This is a genomic window from Aurantibacillus circumpalustris (assembly GCF_029625215.1).
Taxonomy (GTDB): Bacteria; Bacteroidota; Bacteroidia; order B-17B0; family Aurantibacillaceae; genus Aurantibacillus; species Aurantibacillus circumpalustris.
Genome location: NZ_CP121197.1, coordinates 1618453 through 1638769, shown reverse-complemented (window position 1 = coordinate 1638769; position 20317 = coordinate 1618453). Strand labels below are relative to the sequence as shown.

The following is a 20317-nucleotide window of genomic DNA, read 5'->3' as shown; positions in this document are numbered from 1 at the left end:
TTATTTATCGTTAGTTTCTACATTTACAACACTTCCACCAACAAATCTAAAGTAGGTGAAAGGGCTACATTTAATCATTCTAAAATTAGGCAAATTACTTACATACTTGATCTCATTTATTTTTTTTCTATACAAATTTGTATCAGCAAAATTAGATAATATTACAAAATTAAAAATATTACCAAAATACCAGTTATCATTTGCTACGTGTTGATGAATGGCCAAATCATCAAACACAGAATACACTTTTAAACCTTTTTTTGAAAACATGGTAAATACTTTCGCCTCCCAGTAATTTGTAACTCCATATTTTAAGTCTTCCTTTTCTGCGACAGCATCTAAATTCTGAACTATCTCAGGATAATAATTAAAATAATCAATTAAACCTTGGTATCTGAATTTTGCAATTCCAATACTCATCAATAGAATGCTGAATCCCACAATAAGGTATTTTCCAGTAACTAAGAAAACTTGGGTTTTGATAGTGTACCAAAAAAACACCGCTACATTTAACACGGCCAAGTAAAATGGGTAAATATTATAACGCAGACAATCCCAACCCAGAAATTTTCCCGAAGCCATTGGTCCACAAATAACGCAAATACTAAATATCAAGCTGAACAGCGCGTAGAAAGGCGCTAGTGTATCTTTCGTGTTCTTCAAAGACATAAAAAAAACGTATGTCATCATCCCTAATGAAATGAAAAACATATACAGTGTGACAGTTCTAATGCTAAACTCAGTCATGCTGCTAAATAAATCTCCAAAAAAAATACCAAACTGACTTTTAATAACATCAAAGTCAAAAGGTTTAAGAAATTTATTACTCTCAACGTAGGCGTATGTATTGATTTTACTAAAGATAACGAGTCCTACACCTACCATTAAGATATTAATTCCGTTTAAAAGAATGGTTTGTTTGAGGCCAATTTTTTTGTACAAACATAGACTCGTTAGGCAAATAGGCACGCAATAAAGTAGAATAAACAACCTGTCGGACTGAATCATTAAAAATCCTATAACTGTAATAAGAATGGGCCAAATAATTTTATGATCGCGTATGTATTTAAAACTTAAAACCAAACATAGTAAAGTAATAATAAATGCTCCTGTGTGATATGAATTAACAATGAGATAAAATACATACCAGAAATCTTGACTAAAAAAAAAGAACTCGAGAATAAAAAATGATAGGAGTGAATATATAACAAGTGTATAGTACGACGAATTTGATTGGGAAACGAGTTTAAATAATCTAACAAACAGAAAAGCTAAAAAAATGTACTGTATAAGTGCAAAAAGAAAAGAAGCGTAAATAAAATTTTTCACAAGGAACATTAATAAAAAATAAAAAATCATGTCGGGAAAAAAATTAGGAGCAGGGTTAAAGTGCCAGCCACTCATATCGTTGCCATCTATAAAAAGATCTTTAAAAATAGATGGTAAATAGAGCGCGTCCGAGGAAAAGAACAAAACGATGGCATTGTTTCTAATTGATGTAGTCAGGTTTGAAAACATAGCCAAAAGCAAAGTCACCATCACAATTAATGACAGAGACGTTAGTAGCAGTTGTTTATATTTTAAGTTTCGAACTAATTTCACCTAGTTATTGATTAGCCTTTCTAATAAAGATACTAAGTTTGTCCTTTTTATAGGGAAGATAACGTTGAAATTCATATTCCTTTAATAATTCAAAATTCGGTTCGTTATGGAATTGAATTAGATACTGAAATCTTTCTAAGTCAACATAATCAGACCACCAGGTTTCTTTTAAATCGTTCCAGCAATTCACCTCAAACCCCGCGTTTACATTTTCTGCACTTGCATTTTTAGTTTCCTGTAAAAATGTATAAGCTTCCCAGCGCGTTCTGTTCAGTGTTAAATAGTCTCTTGTGCCAAAAACCGCAACGTAAAAAAAGAAAAGCACAAGAACAATAATTGGTTGGTAATTGCCTTGATAGTTTTTATTTAAATAGGATAATAAGATAATACTCACTGTAATGAGAGGGATAAAATAACGATCGAAATAACTTTCTGTAATAAAAATCATAAACGCATACGCAAATAAAAAGCAAATTAAAAATACTATTTCAGGATTGAAGTCTTTAATCTCTTTTACTTTACCTGATTTAAAAAGTGAGATAAAATAAAGAACCACCGTAATAACTGTGATTGATGAAAAAAAGAATTTAACCACTGTTAAACCATTTCCAAACCATCCAAAATTTAAATGCTGTGCGTCAGGACTTAATGATTCGTGAAAGGTTTCAGGTCCAAGCCAACAATTTTCAAAAATATTACCAAAGGGAAACCGGGTATCTCCAAAAAACCAATAAACAAAAAAAGTACAAATAAGGGATATCACTATTGAAAAATATACCTTAAAGGATTTTAAGATTGAAATGAGAAAATAAGCCGCCACCGGTGAAATGTAAACAAAAACATGAACCATTAAAATCTTATACCTTTGGTTCAAATAATAACCAAATAAATGCCAGAATTGTTTATCGGTAACATGAACGCCTCCTGAAAATTTGTATGCAGATCCTTGGGGTAAAATGTCCTTCAAATAGGATTCATAAACATGTAAACTATAATAAACAAGAATAGAAACTGATAACGCAAGAGTAATCCACAATATTTTCCTTTTCTGAATAAAAAAATTGGCGACTAAAAAACATACCGGAATTATAATACCAAATTGCCTCAATAATACTAGTAACACAGAAAAGATGAAAAACACCAATACATAAATAATTCTTTTTGTTTCAAAAAAACGAAATGCGTAATACGTTGCAAGAATTAAAAGCGTGTTAAAATTTACATCTGTCATGTACGTATTTGCCAGGTTGAAGTACATGGGGTTGAAAAGTAAAACCAGACATGCAACAAAAGCTGCTATTTTGTTTTTAGTAACCTGAAAAATAAGACGGTCCAGAAAAAAAACACCGATCACAACAGAAATCAATGTTGAAAATCTTAAAACAGTAAAAGAAAATCCAAATAGTTTAACAAATAAAGCGCCCCACATAACATGTGTAAACAAGCTCATGGCGCCGAAATTACCTATAGTGTATGATTTTGTAATAGAATAATGAAGTGCCTTTCCATAGCTCCAATCATCGTTTAATGGGAAATTTCCTATGGGATTGACAAAGATTTCAGCTATTACAAAAAGAAGGAGTAATAAAAAAAAATAGTTGTATCTATTAAAATCAACTTTCATATTTAAATTAAGTGTCAACGCTAAAAGCGTTTACAAATTATCAAAAGGATTGTCATTTTCTGTGTTATCAGGCTGTACATCACCGTCAAATTTACTACAGTCCATATCTAGATTTGGATCCATGTTTTTAGGGCGCGGAAAATCACCTTGAAAAACATTTAGATTTTTATCTGCATAAACCTTATTAAAAAATTTGGCCCAAATTGGTAAAGCCATTGTAGCTCCCTGTCCTTCTACCATAGAATTAAAGTGAATACTTCTGTCTTCCCCGCCAACCCATGCGCCGGCAACTAACTCAGGCGTTATGCCCATAAACCAGCCGTCAGCGTTTCTCTGCGTGGTACCCGTTTTACCAGCAATTTGATTATAAAGTTTATACCGTGATCTTAGTCTGGTTCCTGTTCCTCCATCCACAACGCCGCGCATTAATTGTATCATAGCGTAAGCTTTTTCTTCGCTAAAAACCTCATCACTCTTAGGAATAAATTCTTCTAGAACCTTGCCGTTTTTGTCTTCAATGCGCGCTATAAAAGTTGGTTCAATATACGTTCCTTTATTTGCAAATGTTGAATTAGCTGCTACCATTTCAAACACACTAATATCGGCCGTTCCAAGGCAAATAGAAGGTACTTCCGGAATATCAGCAGTAATGCCCAATCTTCTTACAAGGCTAACAACGGCATGCGGACCATATTGTTTCATTACCCAAACAGTGATATAATTAATAGAATTTGCCAATGCCTTTTTAAGGGTAATCATTTTACCAGCATTTTTATCATTCGGGCCGTCAGAATTATTTGGACACCAGTCCACTCCAGTTTCTGTCGTAATACAAGTCTTAACATTTGGCACTTGGTAACACGGCGACTTACCTTCCTGAATTGCTAAAGCATACACAAAAGGCTTAAAGGTTGATCCAACCTGACGTTTACTCACCTTTACGTGATCGTATTGAAAGTGTTTGTGATTGATTCCACCTACCCATGCCTTAACATATCCAGTCTGTGGCTCCATTGCCATAAAACCGGTTTGTAGAAAGCTCTTATAATATCTAATACTATCGTATGGCGTAAGTATGGTGTCAATATCTCCTCGCAAGCTATACACACGCATTGGCGAAGGCTTGTGAAACGTTTTTATAATCTCATCATGCGATAAACCATCACCTTTCAATTCACGGTAACGATCACTTCGCTTAATGGAAGCATCCATAATGTCGTCAATCTCTTTTTGTGAAACGTTCCAAGCAAATGGCGCATTTCTTTTATTCAGACATTCCTTACTAAATAGCTTTTGAAGATCTTGCATGTGCTCATAAACAGCCTCTTCTGCATATTGTTGCATACGTGAGTCTACTGTAGTGTAAATTTTAAGCCCGTCTTCATAAATATTATAAGGTTTCCCGGTTTCTGGATTAATGTGCTTTTTACACCAGTTATCTAAATAATTATCGCGCACATATTCTCTAAAATAAGTAGCGAGTCCGTCGTTATGGTTTTCAGGACGGAAGGATAAGCCCAATGGTAGCGTTCTTAAGCTGTCATATTTTTGTTGGGTTAAAAAACCATATTTCACCATTTGGCTCATTACCACATTACGTCTGAGCAGTGTAGTATCAGGGCGCCTAATTGGATTAAATACCGAAGGGTTTTTTGCCATTCCAATTAACATGGCGGCTTGTTCAATTCTCAAGCTATCTTGAGTTTGATTAAAATAAATTTGTGCTGCAGATTTTATCCCTACAGCAAGATTTAAAAAATCAAACTTGTTCAGATATAGGGACAAGATCTCTTCTTTGGTATACAATTTTTCTAGCCGCGTAGCAATGATCCACTCCTTTACCTTACGAATAAGCAGCTCAGGTTTACTTAATTTTTTTCGAGGAAACATCATTTTTGCAAGTTGCTGTGTAAGTGTACTACCACCACCTCTTCCACCTCCTAACATGATGGTTCTTGCCAGTGCTTTAGCATCTACACCGCTATGTTCATAAAAACGCGCGTCCTCTGTTGCAATTAGCGCAGAAACAAGATCCTTATCTAATTGCTGAAAATTTACATTTACACGGTTTTCTCTGTAATACTTACCAAGTATTTTCATGTCGCCGCTATACACAATGGTAGCAAGATTATTTTTAGGGTTTAATAATTCATCCACATTAGGCAATGTGCCAAATACCCCCAATCCAACTAAGGTGATTAAAAGAATAATTAGAACAATTGGTCCCATAAAAAGGAGCCATAACCATTTGATATACTTTTTAGATTTTTGCACAAAGAAAATTAAAAGGTAAAAGTAGCAAAAAGAGCCAATCTACCGCGTGAAATAATCAAAATTTACGAGCGATTCTGAGTAATTAAAAATCATTAACATTGCTTATGGAAAACATTATTATTCTTCATGGTGCCCTAGGGGTGGCTGAAGATCTTAAGTCTCTTGCTATATCTTTAAAAAACTACGATTTTAATGTGTACACCTTTTCATTTTCGGGACATTCTAAAACGGCGTTTAATTCGAATTTTGGAATCGAACAATTTAGTGATGAGTTAAATGATTTTATTATTCAAAATGCGTTAAAAAGACCCGATATTTTTGGATACAGCATGGGAGGTTATGTGGCTATGTATCTTGCAAGCAAACAAAAAGATTTTATTGGAAAAATTATAACGCTTGGTACAAAGTTTAATTGGAGTAATGAAACCGTCGAAAAAGAAACAAAGATGTTAAATCCAGATACTATTCTTGCAAAAGTACCTGCGTTTGCAAAACTTCTTGAAGAAAAACATGGCGAACACTGGAAAACACTCGCTTTAAAAACTGCTGGAATGATGAAAGAGATTGGTGAAAAGGCTTTTTTAAATGATGATAATTTAAAGGCTCTTGAAACATCCATTTTATTAGGCCTTGCTGATAGAGATCAAATGGTGACGCTTGATGAAACCAGAAATGTTTTTACACAGCTCCCAAATGCGGCTATGTATATGCTTCCGCAAAGCAAACATCAAATTGAATCTGTTGATACCGATTTATTAGGAAGACTAATAAAGGATTTTATTCTAGTAAAATAAATTTTATTTGTACTAAATGCTTTTTTCATTCGTTAAATGCTGTAGTATGAAACGATTAATTGTATACTTGTTTTTCTTTTTTACTACCCTGAATTCCTTTGGACAAAAAAAGAACGTTGTTAATCTAACACTTAGCGGAGGTCCAAGCTATTTTTTTACTGATAAAACAATTAATCGTAGAGTTAACAACTCTGCTTTAATTGGATTAAACTATACTATTGCCAATAAAAACCAAACACTGGTGTTTTGTCCCGGCTTGTTCGTTCAATTCAATCAGTTTGGTATAAGGACATCCGATTATGTCATTGTGCGCTTAAGTCAGCATTCCATTGGCTTATGCCTTGATATGCTTTTACGATTAAGTAAAAAGAGTTTATTAAGAGCGGGTTTATTTTTTAATAATGTTTATTACTCAGATATTTTTGTTTCCAATTCAGCCTTTGCAGGTGGCTATTATTCGTATGGATATGACGAATTATCTAAAACCTATTCGTCCAAAAATCTTCAAGTGGGTTTTACGCTCGGTGTATCATTCCTATTTAAATTAAAAAAGCGGGAAAACAAGTTTAATATCAAACTTGTTCAAACTGTTTCGTCATTGGTTAACTATGATTACATAATTCCAGAAAAGCTAGTAGGTAAGGACGTTCGCTTTCTTTCAACTAAGTCTTTACCAACTGTTCTTTTAATAGGATTTGATTTTAGTTTAGAAAGGTTTAAGAAGGGAAAGAAAATTGAAGAAGATGAGTAATAAATTATCTTAATATTAGCAGACGATTAGAATCAAGTTTAATAAAAATAAACAGGAGTATTGTAAATGACCATAAGGAAGACCCTCCGTAACTGAAAAACGGAAGTGGGATTCCAATCACCGGCATTAGTCCTATTGTCATTCCAATATTGATTGCCAAGTGAAAGAACAGCACCGCCGAAACTCCATAGCCGTATATTCTACTATAGTCTGAGCGTTGCCGTTCAGCAAGAAAAATGATTCGTAGGATAAGAAAAAGCTCCAGAAAAATAACTATAACGCTTCCAACAAAACCCCACTCTTCACCTACGGTGCAAAAAATAAAGTCGGTGTCCTGCTCAGGAACAAAGTCATATTTGGTTTGCGTTCCCTTCAAATAACCTTTGCCCATTAAGCCTCCACTACCAATCGCAATTTTTGCCTGATTCACATTATATCCTTCTTTTTTCAGATCGACATTCCCCCGACCTAACAATACATCAATCCTTACCTTTTGATGCGGCTCAAGATGGTTATAGACATAATTGGTACCAAGCACAACACCGGCGGCTAAAAGATAAATCAATGAAACAAATATTATGTTTCTTTTTGTGCGTTTTATAAAAAGTAAAGTAGAATAGGTAATAACTGCTAGTGTAATAAGAAGGCCCGTTAGCTGCGTTACAACAAGGGCCACAACAAATAGTATGGTTGCAAGTAAACCAAAAATTAAAAATCCAACGCTTAATCCTTCTCTATAAAGCACAATTACAAAAGCAATAAAAACAATTGCAAGACCAGTTTCATCCTGCAGTTTTTTAATAATAATAAGTGGTGCTATAATTATAAGTAAAGCTATGAATGTGTTTTTGTAGTTTTTAATTAGATCTTTTAACCGCAGCCTAAATTGCATATTAACAACGATGTTTTGATTACTTAAAAATTTAGCAAGAGCCAGATTAGCCGCGAATTTCATAAACTCGGCGGGTTGAACTCCAAAGCCGCCAATACCAAACCAAGAGCGACTTCCCTTTATTTCCCGTCCAAAAAATACCACAAGAATGTTTGCAAGAATTAAAAACCCGTAGAAAAAATAAGCAAAGGCTGTGTAAAAATTTGCGTCTATTAATAAAATACTAAAGGCAATTACAGCTGCACCAGCAATCCAAATTAGTTGTTTACCGTATTTTTCTCCGGTATCAAAAATACTTTGATGATCTTCATCAAATACCGCAGCGTAAATATTTAACCAGCCCATCATTACTAATAACACATAGGTGACAACCGTTAGTCGATCAACACCGTAAAATATATTATTTTCATTCCTCGCCATTTCTAATTAAAGTTTTTTTCTTTTGTGGTGATTTTGGTATCAATTAAATTAGCCTCCATCATTCTTTTTTCAATTTCTGGCCTTGAAGTTTTTCCTTTTAAATATTTTTCAATCATTAAAGTAACGATGGGAGCGCTCCAGGTTCCACCAAATCCAGCATTCTCAACAATACAAGCAATTGCTATTTCAGGTTTTTCGCGAGGGGAAAAAGCCAAAAATACAGCGTGATCTTTTCCATGAGGATTTTGAGCTGTTCCGGTTTTTCCACAAATTATCAAATCTTTTACACGTGAATGATATCCAGTGCCGCCATCCAAACACATTTGCATTCCATCAATAACATTTAAATAAGCAATACTGTCTTGCACTCCAACAAAGTGTTTTAATTTAAATCTATCGTTAATTAATTTTTCATTACCAATACCTTTAACACAATGAGGTGTGTAATAAAAACCCCTGTTGGCAATAGTAGCAACCACATTAGCCATTTGTAAAGGTACTAGTGTGAGTTCAGCCTGACCAATGCCTAAAGAAACTATGGTATTACTTCTCCAGCCATTTTTACCAAATACTTTGTTGTAATAATTAACCGAAGGCACATTGCCGGGTTTATCAAATGGCAAATCGGTTCCTAATCTGGTGCCCGGACCAAAAGTAATTACCATGTTTCTCCAATGGGTATAACCTTCAATAAACGTAGGATACGCCCGTTGATCAACAATTTCTCTAAAAACATAACTATAATAAGAGTTGCAGGATTGTGCTACAGAGCCAACAAGATCTACCCCTGCGTGACTATGACATTTAGGTTTATTGCCCATTGGCGGATAACCACCGGTACAAGGAAAGCGTGTTGAACGTGTAATAAGTTTGTCGTTTTGAGCAATTAAAGCGTCTATTAATTTAAAAATTGAACCTGGCGGGTACATGGCTGTTAAGGCTCTGTTAAATAAAGGCATATTCAAGCTATCGTAATACAGCTTTGTGAAATTTCTTGAACGATCGCGACCTCCAACCAAAAGATTTGGATCATAAGATGGAGCGGAAACCAAACATAAAATTTCACCAGTTGAAGGTTCAATGGCAACAATGGCTCCCTTTTTTCCATGCATCAATTTTTCACCATATTCCTGTAAGTCCATATCAATTGAACAGTACAGGGGTTTTCCGGAAATAGCAGATGTGTCATATTTACCATCCGCATAACGTCCAATTATTTTATTATGAACGTCTGTTACAACTTTTCTAACACCTTTTCTACCTCGTAGTGGCTCCTCATAACTTTTTTCAATACCGGTAATACCAATATAATCACCCTCTTTATAATATTCATTTTTCTCAGCACCAGCTTTGCTTATTTCACCCACATATCCTAAAAGATGTGCGGCAATAGGCCTAGGATATTTCCTGACAGTTCTTTTCTGTACAAAAAAACCTTTAAACCGATATAACTTTTCCTGCAAAGTGGCATAAGTTTCGGGTGACATTTGTTTTTCAAACACGCTTTGTTTACGAGGAGAATTAGGCGCTTGACTTGCCTTTTTCATCCTTTTTAAATACTCCCTTTTTGTAATACCTAACACTTCACAAACAGCTATAGTGTCGCAACCTTTCGTTTCGCGAGGTATTACCATTAGATCATAAGAAGGTGAATTATAAACCAAAAGTTTTCCTTTTCTGTCAAATATGTAGCCACGAACTGGATACTCTGTAAGATTTCTTAAGGCATTGTTTTCTGCAGCGAATTTATACTGATCATCAATTATTTGAATATAAAATAAACGGCAGATGTAAATAATAACAATAAGAGTAAAAAAACCTCCTATGATTATCTTTCTTTCGCCTAGTTGAACATTAGAACTCATGCACGCCGTTTATTACTGAAGAACAAAAACTGTATCAGGTAAATTAAAATTAAAGTTCCAATACTGCTCAGTACAACTCTAAAAAAAGTCGAGAAAAATTCAGAAAATCGAAAAATTTCTAAATAAAAAAGAAAGAAATGATGAATAAAAACAAGTGTTCCGGCATATCTTAAAAACCATTCGAGTCCCATATCTTCTATTGTAGGTCTAACACCCATATCGTATCCATCGCGTGGAGCAATGTACTTTAAAACATAAAACCGTGAAAACCCCATTATTGTGCAGGCCGCAGCGTGCAGACCAGAAGAGTCATAAAAATAATCTACGCATACTCCTAAAAAAAATGAGACAAAAAGCACAATGAGTTTATTTGTCTCAAATGGTAAAATTAAAACTGCTAAAATATATGGCAACAGAATAACATAACCCGTTAAGTTTATATTCTGAATTACGAGTACTTGCAATATTACAAGCAGAAAAAACCTTAAAATATTTTTTACTATCTCAGTCGTCAATTTGTTTCTGTGCTATTTTTTCAATGGAATCGCGTTCGTTTTTAAATTTATTTTTAATCACGTATACATGATTCACTTTTTTAAGGTCGGCGCTTAATTTTACTTTTGCAGTATAATAAGATTCGTTGCGACGGCGCTCGTAACTTTCAATCGTTCCTACCATAATGCCCTCAGGAAAAATACCAGAAAGTTCACTTGTTATAACTGTATCACCTTTTGTTATTTTAGAGTGTGTTGGAATATCGGTTAACAAACAATATCTATAATCCAAACCATCCCATATGAGCGGGCCATAGCTACCATCTTTCTTTAACTGACAATTCACCCGCATATCTTTATGTAGAAGACTCATAGCGCTTGAGAAATTTTGTGAAGCGTTGGTAACAATGCCTACAATTCCATCAGAAGCCATCACGGCCATATCTTGCGTTATACCTTGTTCTGAGCCAACATTTAAGGTTAAATAATTACGGCGCTTGTTTACTGAAGAGTTAACAACCTTAGCGTTTATGTAGGAATATTGTTGTTTGTAGAGAGTGTCATTATTTACAAACTCTTTCATTGGTAAAACTGCATAATTTGCTTTTAAAAAATTTCGAAGAACTGAATTTTCACGTGCCAATTTTTCATTTTCCTGCTTTAACGAAAAATACTCTTTTGTATTTGCCGTTGTTTCATAAATATTAGCAACAACTTTGTTTGAGGAATTTAATACGTGAGCGCCCTGAAATCCACTGCTTTGAACTAATAACCACCCGCAAATAACCTGAAGGAAAAGAAAAACAAAAATGAAATTATGCTTTAAAATAAAGGCAAATAAGTTTTTCATGCGTGTTTTAAAATTTATGAGGCTCGCCGCACGCCTGCTGGTTTAAATACAAACGAAAGCTTTAGCTAAAGCTACACTCTAACGGTTTGGTTTACTTAATAAGGAAAGGAAATTTATGAACATTTTTAAGTGCGATTCCTGTACCTCTTGCTACTGCACGTAAAGGATCTTCGCACACATGTACCGGTAATTTCGTTTTAAGTGAAATACGCTTATCTAAACCTCTTAACAGTGAACCACCACCCGCCATGTAAATTCCTTTACGGTAAATATCTGCAGCTAATTCAGGGGGTGTCATCTCTAAGGCATTTAAAATTGCCTCTTCTATTTTTGAAATGGATTTATCCAAACAATGCGCAATTTCTACGTAACTAATGTATACTTCTTTTGGAATACCACTCATTAAATCGCGCCCCTGCACTGCGTAATCTGCTGGCGGATTTTCAATTTCCGTCATAGCCGCTCCAACTTCGATTTTCACACGCTCGGCGCTACGTTCACCAATTAAGATGTTATGTTGACGGCGCATATACTCTTCAATGTTGGCGTTAAAATCATCACCCGCAATTCTTGTAGATTTATCACAAACAATCCCTCCTAAGGCAATAACGGCAATTTCTGAAGTACCACCACCAATATCAATAATCATATTTCCCATGGGTTCTTCCACATCAATACCCATACCAATTGCCGCGGCCATAGGTTCGTGAATCATATACACCTCTTTTGCTCCGGCATGTTCTGCACTATCTCTAACCGCACGTTTCTCAACCTCCGTAATACCACTAGGAATACAAATTACCATTCGTAAAGACGGTTTAAAAAAACGATTTCCGGGATTAATCATCTTGATCATTCCTTTAATCATTTCTTCAGCTGCCTGAAAATCTGCAATTACTCCATCCTTCAAAGGACGAATAGTTTTAATATTCTCATGGGTTTTTCCATGCATCATTTGAGCCTGACGCCCTACTGCGATTATTCTACCACTGGTTCTATCCATCGCTACTATACTCGGCTCATCTACAACAACCTTATCGTTATTGATGATAATTGTGTTTGCAGTTCCTAAGTCAATTGCGATGTCTTGTGTTAAAAAGTCGAATAATGCCATAAAATAAGTGGTATAAAGCTGGTAAAGTTAAAAAAAATGCAATCTAATCGTAAACCTTTATTGGATATATGCTGAAAGATTTAAAGAAATAACTAACACGCACAAAATGTAAGATGTAAAAGGTGAAATGGAAGATGTAGGGTAACCCATTTTCCATCTTCCCTTTTCCATTTTCCATTTCCATCTTACATTAATAGCCTAGTATCTTAAGCATGCTCTTGTAACTTTGTTCTTTTGCAAACAATCGTGTTGAAATTTTTCCGTCCTCATCTCGGTCAATTAAAACGTGTTTTGGAGCGGGAATTAAACAATGCTGTGTTCCACCATAACCGCTTAAAGCCTCTTGATAAGCGCCTGTATGGAAAAAACCAATGTACTGTGGTTGTTTTTGATTTTTATCAATAATAGGTAAAAACACCTGATTGGTATGGGCTTCGGTATTATAATAATCCATGCTGTCACAGGTCATACCGCCCAAATTCACAGGTCCATAAGGTTTATCCCAATTATTAATCGCCAGTAAAATAAAGCGTTGATTAATTCCCCACGTATCTGGTAGCGTAGTAATAAAACTGCTATCAATAAAATACCAGGTCTCACGGTCATTTTGCTTTTTTTGATCTACTATTGAATAAAGGGTTGCGCCGCTCTCGCCTACTGTAAAAGAGCCAAACTCCGTAAATATATTGGGTTCAGGGATTTCATTTTGCTCACAAAACGATTTTATTTGTGCCACAATTTCTTCAATCATGTATTCGTAATCGTATTCAAAACCAAGCGAATTCTTAATTGGCATACCTCCTCCAATATTCAGAGAATCTAAGCCCGGGCAGACTTCACGTAGCTCTTTGTAAATATTGAGACACTTGTTTAATTCTGTCCAATAATAAATTGTGTCTTTTATTCCTGTATTAATAAAAAAGTGCAATAGTTTTAAATCAAATCTGGGATTAGGTTTAATCTTTTCATTGTAAAGATTCATGATCTCACTGTTGCGAATGCCTAAACGCGAGGTGTAAAATGTAAAAGAAGGTTCTTCTTCTGTGCTTATTCTTATGCCGAAATTAACCTTCTCAGCCTTACTATGCTTTTTATAATAATCAATTTCATCCAAGTGATCTAACACTGGTATAACATTAAAGCCATCATTAATAAGCTCGCAAATGTTCTGTTTATAGGTCTGCCTCTTATACCCGTTACAAATAATATACGTATCTTTGTCTAATGCCTTTTTTTGAAATTGTTCTTTGATAATTTGTAAGTCAAACGCCGATGAAGTCTCAATATGTACATCATTTTTAAGTACTTCATCTAATACAAAACTAAAGTGGGAGCTTTTAGTGCAATAACAATAAACATATTTGCCTTTATAATCCACTTTCGCCATGGCAACGTTGAATAAACGTTTGGCTTTTTGTATTTGTGAACCTATTTTGGGCAAATAACTAATTCGGAGCGGAGTGCCGTACTGTTTAATAATATCCATTAAAGGAATGTCATTAAAATAGAGTTCATCATCCTTTACTTCAAACCCTTCTTGCGGGAAATTGAAAGTTTGGTTGATTAAAGTTGAATACAAATTATCCATTGTTTAAATCTAAGTTATTTGGTTTAACACTTTTAGAGCAAAGTAACTCATTTAGATTGCATAAAAATAAGGCTAATAATTAAGAAATTGTAAAGATTAGGGTTCAATTGGTCCAATAATTTGGCCTTTAATCCACTTAAGTTTGAAATAAATAGAACTATATGATAAAACCTATTAAGATTATTGAAGTTAAAAGTGAAATCGGGGCTGGAACAAGAGGTGCCAGCATGGGTGTTGATGCTATTAAAATTGCCGCACTTGATTTTGGAAGTCCATTTTTTAAACGTTTTAAGTCCGTTGAAATTCCAACCGAAAACAAGCTCCTACTTGAGCCTGTGGTGCATGATTACGCAAAAAGAATTCGTGGAATTTTCACTCTAAATGAAAGAATAGCTAAAGAAATTCAAAAAACACTTAAGGCCGATGAGGTTCCTATTGTGTTAGCCGGCGATCATAGTTCGGCTTTAGGTACCATAAGCGGCATCAAAATGGCCTATCCTGACAAGAAGCTTGGTGTAATATGGATTGATGCTCATGCTGATATGCACAGTCCTTACACGACTCCAAGTGGTAACATGCACGGAATGCCACTCTGCTGTGTACTCGGTGAAGATAATAAAGACAGACAACAAAATAAACCAGACGATGAAACAATCGAATACTGGGAAAAGTTGAAACATTTAGGTGGTATTATGCCGAAGATCACCTATAATGATCTTGTATTTATTGCTCTAAGAGACTTCGAAGCTCCAGAAGATTACCTTATTAAAAAAAATAAAGTACGTGTTTTTAACTTACAAGAAATTCGTAAAAAAGCGGTAGAACGCGTTGCCATTGAATCACTAAATCATCTGGATCATTGCGATATTATATATGTAAGTTTTGATGTGGATAGTATGGATTCACGTATTTCTAGTGGAACTGGGACTCCCGTACCAAATGGTATCACTGAAAAAGAAGCTGGAAATTTGATTTATTATATCATGAGAAGTAAAAAGATTGTTTGTTTTGAGATGGTGGAAATTAATCCAACACTCGATCGCGAGAATTTAATGGCCGAAAATGCTTTTGAAATTTTGCAAAAAGCTACCAATCAGCTCAGCAACGATTTTTAGTGTTTAAACCGCTGCACCCCTGACAGAGGTTATATTTTGGTTTTTTTGTCTAATTTATTCTAACTTTTATCTAAAAGCACTTTTATTACTTTAATATTAAATTTATATTTAATACTTAAGGTAAAGCCAACATCATGGAAAGTATTTTTAAAAAAGAAACTGCACAAAATTATATTGATCGCATTCACCAATTAACTCCGCAAACACAACCTCAGTGGGGTAAAATGAATGTAGCCCAAATGTTGGCGCATTGTCAGATGCCTATTAAAACTGCAACTGGGGAGTTAGTGCCAAAAATAAATCCAATCGTAAAACTCTTATTTGGAAAAACTGCAAAAAAACAATTGGTGAATGATCCCGAATTCAAAAGAAACTTGCCAACCTTTAGCGAGGCTAAAATAGTGGATCAACGCATTTTTGAACAGGAAAGAACCAAACTCGTAGAAACTATTGAAGCCTTTCAACAGAAAGGCCCTGCAGGATTAACTAAAAACGCGCATCCTTTTTTTGGAGAAATGACTATTGGTGATTGGGATCTCCTGCAGGTAAAACACCTCGATCATCACTTGAGGCAATTCGGAGTTTAATAAATTCTAAACAAAATATAGTACTGCATCAATCGTCAATTGTAAATTTATAAATCGTAAATTCTTATGTCTTTCATTTTATCTGAAATAAAAACAAATGTTCTTGTTTTAAAATTAAATCGTCCTGATAAGTTTAACAGCTTTAACCGTGAAATGGCTTTACAACTTATTTCTGAACTTGATAAAGCAGAAAAAGACAAAAACATCCGTGCCATTGTAATTACTGGTGAAGGAAAAGCTTTTTGCGCGGGACAAGATTTAGCAGAAGCAACAGATCCTAACGGACCTGGCATTGAAAAAATCGTTGACGAACATTACAATCCTATCATTTTAAGAATTCGTAACATTGAAAAACCAATCATTGCTGCTGTAAATGGTGTGGCAGCTGGAGCTGGCGCAAATATTGCTTTAGCCTGTGACATTGTATTTGCAGCAAAGTCGGCAAGTTTTATTCAGGCTTTTAGTAAAATTGGATTAATACCCGACAGTGGTGGCACCTATACTTTACCAAGACTTATCGGATTTAATATGGCGAGCGCTTTAATGATAACTGGCGATAAAGCAACAGCAGAAGAAGCAATGCAATACGGCATGGTGTATAAAATTTTTGATGATAACGCTTTGCTTGCTCAAGCAACAGTAAATGCACAACATGTTGCTTCAATGCCCACGCAAGCAATTGGCTTAACCAAACGCTTGTTGAATGAAACATACAACAACACTTTATCTCAGCAATTAAATCTCGAAAAAGATTTACAGGTAAAATCGGCTAACAGTTACGATTACAAAGAAGGCGTAAGTGCTTTTTTAGAAAAACGAAAACCTGAATTTAAGGGAGAGTAGGAAATATTAAGAGAGAAGATGTAAGCCTACAGTTTTTCCATATAAAGTAAAAATATTATACAGGTTAGTGTAAGCTCCCCAAAATTGGACTACTCAAAAGTAGAATTTTTAATTAAAAGTTCATTATTATATGTATGAGAATGTTGACTTGTTGGAAACTCTTTTCGAGTTTTCAATAAATCAACATTCTTTAGTTTGAATAGAATTGGGGATAATCCTCCTAGGCTATCATGAGGTCGTTTGTTGTTGTAGTCATGAATAAAAATATCTGTCACCTCTCTAACTTCATTAAGATCTTCAAACAAATATGCATCTAGTACATGTCGTCGGTATGTTCCGTTAAAGCGTTCAATATATGCATTCTGAGTTGGTTTGCCTGGTTGTATATAATGAAAATCGATGTGATGCATCTCACTCCACTCTTTAGTTAATCCGGCAATAAACTCCGGACCATTATCCATTCTTATTGTGCAAGGCTTTGTTCTTTGGTTAATAAGTCTGTTTAATACCCAAACAACAGCATTGCTTTTTAATGAATGATCAATTTCAATATGTAAAACTTCACGATTGTAATCATCTATCACATTAAAGGTTTTAAACTTTCTTCCATTTATAAGGGCATCATGCATAAAATCAATAGACCAGGTGTGATTGATGTATGCAGGAACTACAAGTGTTTCTTTAGTTCTAGCAGGCAAACGTCTCTTGCCTTTTCTTCTTAGGTTTAATTTCATCGCTTTATAAATTCTATGTACACGTTTATGATTCCAAATATTTCCTTCTAATCTAATTCGTCCGTATGCCTTCCAAAAACCCTCTCGTGGATGTTCATCGGCCTTTAAGCGTAATTCATCCATAACTTTTTTATCGTCTTTCTTGGTTTTATAATAGATGCTTGATTTTCCCAAGTTAAGGATCCTGCACGCCCTGCTGATGCGGTAATTACCACTGCTGCATATTTCAGTTGCTATTTGTTTTTTAACGCAAGGCTTTAGAGCTTTTTTTCAATGATCTCCTTTGCCAACTTTAAATCGAGCGCAAGTTCAGCATACATATGCTTTAAGCGCCTGTTTTCTTCTTCCAGGGATTTCATCTTTCTTAACTCATCAGAGCTCATGCCTCCATAACGCTGTCGCCATTTATAAAACGCAGCTTTGCTAACGCCATGTGTTCTTACAATTTCTTCTAATGGTTTGCCGGTATCAAACTCTTTGAGGATAGCAGCAATTTGTTCGGGGGTGAATCGTTTTTTCTTCATTTTGCTTAGGTTAATTTATTAGTTTTTTTTCTACTAACAAATAGTCCTAATTTTGGGGGAGCTTACATTAGCATTGCCAGGTTGCTTAATAATTAAAGCTCCTTGTGTCACGCTTTGATGTCCAAATAATACGATGACGGGGTTTTCAGATCCTAATTTTGTTTTAAAACTTAACGATGGCATTTTTTACGAATTCTGGGAAGATTATTTCAATAGTCTTTTAATTCATAACGTTTTCGAAGCACGTGAACTTTACGGCTAATGGCCAGCTCTATATTTGAGCCGACTTGCGCAGCAAATTTTGCTTGCTTGGTGTTGGGCGCTTTGCTTTTCTTTCTTTAAGTTGTCTGATGAATAAACTTAGTCCTAGTTCTTCGTCTTTTGTCAGAGGCTTTGGGTCAATGAATATTTCTAAGTCATCTAAAATTTCTTTCTTTTTCATAACTTGTACTTATTTAAGAGGTTTAATGCAGCTTTTGTGTCAAGAACTAAAAGGTGTCCACCGTAATGAATTGCACCAAGTTTTTTTACATAGTGGTCAATGAGAATTGTTTTTGCTCGAAATGATACATATCCATCTGTACCATGTTGAAAAGATAGTTTACATGCGAATGCTACTAAATTACCGGCAACGCCACTATAAACTTTATTTTTACCCATGTTGAATGGCGCATTTTCAACTAAATGCATATAAACATTGTCGGGTGTCACTGCTAAACTAACTAGACCCTAAACAACCTCTGTGTTATTAGTAATTGTCAACTTATAAACGTCGCGGTCTGGTTTTAAGAATTCGGATTTCCAGTCAAAATTCCAACCATTTTTTTTTGTAATTGTCTTGAGGTCGTTTTTTGTTAATGGAAGTACGTCCGTAGGAAAACTGTCCGAAGTAATAACATTTTCGATTGAATTTGTTAATTTGTCGATTTCAATGTCTATAAGATATGTTGTACTTTTCACGAAATGAAGATACTAAAAAGATGAGAGATTTCAAATTGACAATTGTCTTCAGTCCACTAAGCATTGCGCCCAACTAGTTCGTCCAGCATTTATGGTACGAATTATTGGGTTTTCACCAAGCGGAAGGTAAACTATTTGCCGCGGTTAAACAGGCATTTGTGAAATCTACCGAACAAACTAATCTTAATAATGTGAAGGAGTTTTTGTCTACAAATGGTTTTATAAACAAAAAGGAAAATGACTATTACCACCCTGGTCTGGGATTAATTTTTGAGGATCTGCACGACGAAAATGTTTTAACAGATGAGGGTCTTTGCAGTTTATAGATACGGTGTTTTTTCTGACGCCCTCATTTTATGAGAAGGATTAGATCCACGCTAACTCCGTCTGAATCTTTCAAAGGGGCATCCCCTTGAGGAGAAGACGTCGCAGGACGCTCTGCCGAACAGAGTAAATTATTTAAACCAGCCGCTATACATCAAATAATTATTCGCAATACGATCTATTTCGCCGTGAATTAATTCTTCTGAAATATCTTTTACTTTTTTTGCAGGTACACCAGCAAAAATACAGCCACTCGGAACTTTTGTGCCTTCGGTTACAACAGCACCTGCCGCAATTATAGTATTGCTGCCTATTTCGCAATTATCCATAACGATGGCGCCCATGCCAATCAACACATTGTCGTGCACTTTGCAACCGTGGACAATGGCATTGTGTCCGATAGAAACATTATTTCCAAGATCTACTTTTGTTTTTTGGTAAGTGCAATGAATCACCGCACCATCTTGAATGTTTACTTTATTTCCAATTCGAATACTATTTACATCACCTCGCACTACGGCATTAAACCAAACGCTGCAATCGTTGCCCATTACAACATCTCCAACAATGGTAGCATTCGGAGCCACAAAACAATTTTCCCCTAATTTTGGGGAGATTCCTTTTACTGGTAAAATTAAGCCCATATTATTTTTTACATACCAGGCAACAATCCTGTTGCAGCCTTTTTCATTTCTGATTCATTCACTTTACTTGCTTCCGTAATTGCCTTATTTATAGTGACTAATAGTTGTTTTTGAAGTTCCAATTTATCACCATGTTGCAAGGTGTCTGAAATCTTAATGTTTTTAATTTCTCTGTTTCCAGTAATTTCAATCTTAATATCGCCACCAGCACCTTCTGTGGAAATGACAACCTCATCTAATTTACTTTTGATCTCCTCAGCTCTTTGCTTCATTTCTTGAAGTTTGCCCATCATGTCTCCAATTTTTCCGAACATCTTT

21 protein-coding genes and 1 pseudogene are annotated in these 20317 nt (G+C 35.0%); 7 read left to right on the top strand and 15 right to left on the bottom strand.

All coding sequences use genetic code 11. From position 1 onward, the window contains the following. The 3 genes from P2086_RS06885 to P2086_RS06875 form a co-directional block, all read right to left on the bottom strand. Positions 1–1518, bottom strand: a complete 1518-nt coding sequence (locus P2086_RS06885) for a hypothetical protein (protein WP_317899708.1) — start codon at positions 1516–1518, stop codon at positions 1–3. 88 nt (positions 1519–1606) lie between these two features. Further along, the gene (locus tag P2086_RS06880; protein WP_317899707.1) at positions 1607–3226 is read right to left on the bottom strand and encodes a glycosyltransferase family 39 protein; all 1620 of its coding nucleotides are present in this window, start codon (positions 3224–3226) and stop codon (positions 1607–1609) included. 30 nt (positions 3227–3256) lie between these two features. Continuing rightward, on the bottom strand, positions 3257–5455 hold the full coding sequence (locus tag P2086_RS06875) for a transglycosylase domain-containing protein (RefSeq protein ID WP_317899706.1): 2199 nt from the start codon (positions 5453–5455) through the stop codon (positions 3257–3259). A gap of 149 nt (positions 5456–5604) precedes the next feature. On the opposite strand from P2086_RS06875, the gene P2086_RS06870 reads away from it, so the two are divergent. After that, complete coding sequence (locus P2086_RS06870; RefSeq protein ID WP_317899705.1) at positions 5605–6294, top strand: alpha/beta fold hydrolase; 690 nt, start codon at positions 5605–5607, stop codon at positions 6292–6294. Between the two features lie 46 nt (positions 6295–6340). Beyond that, positions 6341–7045 carry a hypothetical protein gene (locus P2086_RS06865; protein WP_317899704.1) on the top strand — a complete coding sequence of 235 codons (705 nt, stop codon included), beginning with the start codon at positions 6341–6343 and terminating at the stop codon, positions 7043–7045. A gap of 4 nt (positions 7046–7049) precedes the next feature. Here P2086_RS06865 and rodA read toward each other — a convergent pair whose 3' ends face one another. The 6 genes from rodA to P2086_RS06835 form a co-directional block, all read right to left on the bottom strand. Then, positions 7050–8357, bottom strand: a complete 1308-nt coding sequence (rodA, locus tag P2086_RS06860; RefSeq protein WP_317899703.1) for a rod shape-determining protein RodA — start codon at positions 8355–8357, stop codon at positions 7050–7052. A gap of 2 nt (positions 8358–8359) precedes the next feature. Then, positions 8360–10222, bottom strand: coding sequence for a penicillin-binding transpeptidase domain-containing protein (locus tag P2086_RS06855; protein WP_317899702.1), 1863 nt, complete (start codon positions 10220–10222; stop codon positions 8360–8362). Further along, complete coding sequence (locus tag P2086_RS06850) at positions 10219–10686, bottom strand: rod shape-determining protein MreD (RefSeq protein WP_317899701.1); 468 nt, start codon at positions 10684–10686, stop codon at positions 10219–10221. Before P2086_RS06850 ends, P2086_RS06855 begins: the two co-directional genes overlap by 4 nt. Before the next feature lie 40 nt (positions 10687–10726). After that, the gene (gene mreC / locus P2086_RS06845; RefSeq protein ID WP_317899700.1) at positions 10727–11566 is read right to left on the bottom strand and encodes a rod shape-determining protein MreC; all 840 of its coding nucleotides are present in this window, start codon (positions 11564–11566) and stop codon (positions 10727–10729) included. Between the two features lie 91 nt (positions 11567–11657). Continuing rightward, entirely contained in the window at positions 11658–12680 is a 1023-nt protein-coding gene (locus P2086_RS06840) for a rod shape-determining protein (RefSeq protein ID WP_317899699.1), read from the bottom strand. Positions 12681–12870: 190 nt separating this feature from the next. Beyond that, positions 12871–14268, bottom strand: a complete 1398-nt coding sequence (locus P2086_RS06835; RefSeq protein ID WP_317899698.1) for a type III PLP-dependent enzyme domain-containing protein — start codon at positions 14266–14268, stop codon at positions 12871–12873. 161 nt (positions 14269–14429) lie between these two features. Here P2086_RS06835 and P2086_RS06830 point away from each other — a divergent pair, with 161 nt between their 5' ends. From P2086_RS06830 to P2086_RS06820, 3 genes are all read left to right on the top strand, one after another. Next, on the top strand, positions 14430–15383 hold the full coding sequence (locus P2086_RS06830; protein ID WP_317899697.1) for an arginase: 954 nt from the start codon (positions 14430–14432) through the stop codon (positions 15381–15383). A 134-nt stretch (positions 15384–15517) separates the two neighbouring features. Beyond that, complete coding sequence (locus P2086_RS06825; protein WP_317899696.1) at positions 15518–15970, top strand: DUF1569 domain-containing protein; 453 nt, start codon at positions 15518–15520, stop codon at positions 15968–15970. Between the two features lie 66 nt (positions 15971–16036). Beyond that, positions 16037–16813: an enoyl-CoA hydratase-related protein gene (locus tag P2086_RS06820; protein ID WP_317899695.1), complete on the top strand. Its 777-nt coding sequence runs from the start codon at positions 16037–16039 to the stop codon at positions 16811–16813. Positions 16814–17010: 197 nt separating this feature from the next. Here the strand turns inward: P2086_RS06820 and P2086_RS06815 are convergent. After that, positions 17011–18071, bottom strand: a pseudogene (locus P2086_RS06815) (IS3 family transposase); the annotation flags it as partial. A 133-nt stretch (positions 18072–18204) separates the two neighbouring features. Between P2086_RS06815 and P2086_RS19090 the strand changes: the two are divergent. Further along, positions 18205–18333 (top strand): putative polyvalent protein kinase domain-containing protein, encoded by a 129-nt coding sequence (locus tag P2086_RS19090; RefSeq protein WP_396127460.1) that lies wholly within the window; start codon positions 18205–18207, stop codon positions 18331–18333. A gap of 9 nt (positions 18334–18342) precedes the next feature. On the opposite strand, the gene P2086_RS06810 is transcribed toward P2086_RS19090, so the two are convergent. The 3 genes from P2086_RS06810 to P2086_RS06800 are packed head-to-tail and all read right to left on the bottom strand — an operon-like array spanning position 18343 to position 19031. Next, positions 18343–18513 carry a hypothetical protein gene (locus P2086_RS06810; protein WP_317899694.1) on the bottom strand — a complete coding sequence of 57 codons (171 nt, stop codon included), beginning with the start codon at positions 18511–18513 and terminating at the stop codon, positions 18343–18345. Beyond that, positions 18510–18782: a hypothetical protein gene (locus P2086_RS06805; RefSeq protein WP_317899693.1), complete on the bottom strand. Its 273-nt coding sequence runs from the start codon at positions 18780–18782 to the stop codon at positions 18510–18512. Before P2086_RS06805 ends, P2086_RS06810 begins: the two co-directional genes overlap by 4 nt. Positions 18783–18800: 18 nt before the next feature. Further along, complete coding sequence (locus P2086_RS06800) at positions 18801–19031, bottom strand: hypothetical protein (RefSeq protein WP_317899692.1); 231 nt, start codon at positions 19029–19031, stop codon at positions 18801–18803. 104 nt (positions 19032–19135) lie between these two features. Here P2086_RS06800 and P2086_RS06795 point away from each other — a divergent pair, with 104 nt between their 5' ends. Further along, entirely contained in the window at positions 19136–19357 is a 222-nt protein-coding gene (locus P2086_RS06795; RefSeq protein WP_317899691.1) for a putative polyvalent protein kinase domain-containing protein, read from the top strand. A 129-nt stretch (positions 19358–19486) separates the two neighbouring features. Here P2086_RS06795 and P2086_RS06790 read toward each other — a convergent pair whose 3' ends face one another. After that, the gene (locus tag P2086_RS06790; protein ID WP_317899690.1) at positions 19487–19999 is read right to left on the bottom strand and encodes a gamma carbonic anhydrase family protein; all 513 of its coding nucleotides are present in this window, start codon (positions 19997–19999) and stop codon (positions 19487–19489) included. A gap of 8 nt (positions 20000–20007) precedes the next feature. Further along, entirely contained in the window at positions 20008–20313 is a 306-nt protein-coding gene (locus P2086_RS06785; RefSeq protein ID WP_317899689.1) for a YbaB/EbfC family nucleoid-associated protein, read from the bottom strand. Positions 20314–20317: the final 4 nt, after the last annotated feature.

What these genes read in the sequence shown, in the direction of transcription:
- P2086_RS06885 (WP_317899708.1), bottom strand. Translation starts at nt 1,518, where the DNA reads ATGTTTTCAAACCTGACTACATCAATTAGAAACAATGCCATCGTTTTG.
- P2086_RS06880 (WP_317899707.1), bottom strand. Translation starts at nt 3,226, where the DNA reads ATGAAAGTTGATTTTAATAGATACAACTATTTTTTTTTATTACTCCTT.
- P2086_RS06875 (WP_317899706.1), bottom strand. Translation starts at nt 5,455, where the DNA reads ATGGGACCAATTGTTCTAATTATTCTTTTAATCACCTTAGTTGGATTG.
- P2086_RS06870 (WP_317899705.1), top strand. Translation starts at nt 5,605, where the DNA reads ATGGAAAACATTATTATTCTTCATGGTGCCCTAGGGGTGGCTGAAGAT.
- P2086_RS06865 (WP_317899704.1), top strand. Translation starts at nt 6,341, where the DNA reads ATGAAACGATTAATTGTATACTTGTTTTTCTTTTTTACTACCCTGAAT.
- rodA (WP_317899703.1), bottom strand. Translation starts at nt 8,357, where the DNA reads ATGGCGAGGAATGAAAATAATATATTTTACGGTGTTGATCGACTAACG.
- P2086_RS06855 (WP_317899702.1), bottom strand. Translation starts at nt 10,222, where the DNA reads ATGAGTTCTAATGTTCAACTAGGCGAAAGAAAGATAATCATAGGAGGT.
- mreC (WP_317899700.1), bottom strand. Translation starts at nt 11,566, where the DNA reads ATGAAAAACTTATTTGCCTTTATTTTAAAGCATAATTTCATTTTTGTT.
- P2086_RS06840 (WP_317899699.1), bottom strand. Translation starts at nt 12,680, where the DNA reads ATGGCATTATTCGACTTTTTAACACAAGACATCGCAATTGACTTAGGA.
- P2086_RS06835 (WP_317899698.1), bottom strand. Translation starts at nt 14,268, where the DNA reads ATGGATAATTTGTATTCAACTTTAATCAACCAAACTTTCAATTTCCCG.
- P2086_RS06830 (WP_317899697.1), top strand. Translation starts at nt 14,430, where the DNA reads ATGATAAAACCTATTAAGATTATTGAAGTTAAAAGTGAAATCGGGGCT.
- P2086_RS06825 (WP_317899696.1), top strand. Translation starts at nt 15,518, where the DNA reads ATGGAAAGTATTTTTAAAAAAGAAACTGCACAAAATTATATTGATCGC.
- P2086_RS06820 (WP_317899695.1), top strand. Translation starts at nt 16,037, where the DNA reads ATGTCTTTCATTTTATCTGAAATAAAAACAAATGTTCTTGTTTTAAAA.
- P2086_RS19090 (WP_396127460.1), top strand. Translation starts at nt 18,205, where the DNA reads ATGACGGGGTTTTCAGATCCTAATTTTGTTTTAAAACTTAACGATGGC.
- P2086_RS06810 (WP_317899694.1), bottom strand. Translation starts at nt 18,513, where the DNA reads ATGAAAAAGAAAGAAATTTTAGATGACTTAGAAATATTCATTGACCCA.
- P2086_RS06790 (WP_317899690.1), bottom strand. Translation starts at nt 19,999, where the DNA reads ATGGGCTTAATTTTACCAGTAAAAGGAATCTCCCCAAAATTAGGGGAA.
- P2086_RS06785 (WP_317899689.1), bottom strand. Translation starts at nt 20,313, where the DNA reads ATGTTCGGAAAAATTGGAGACATGATGGGCAAACTTCAAGAAATGAAG.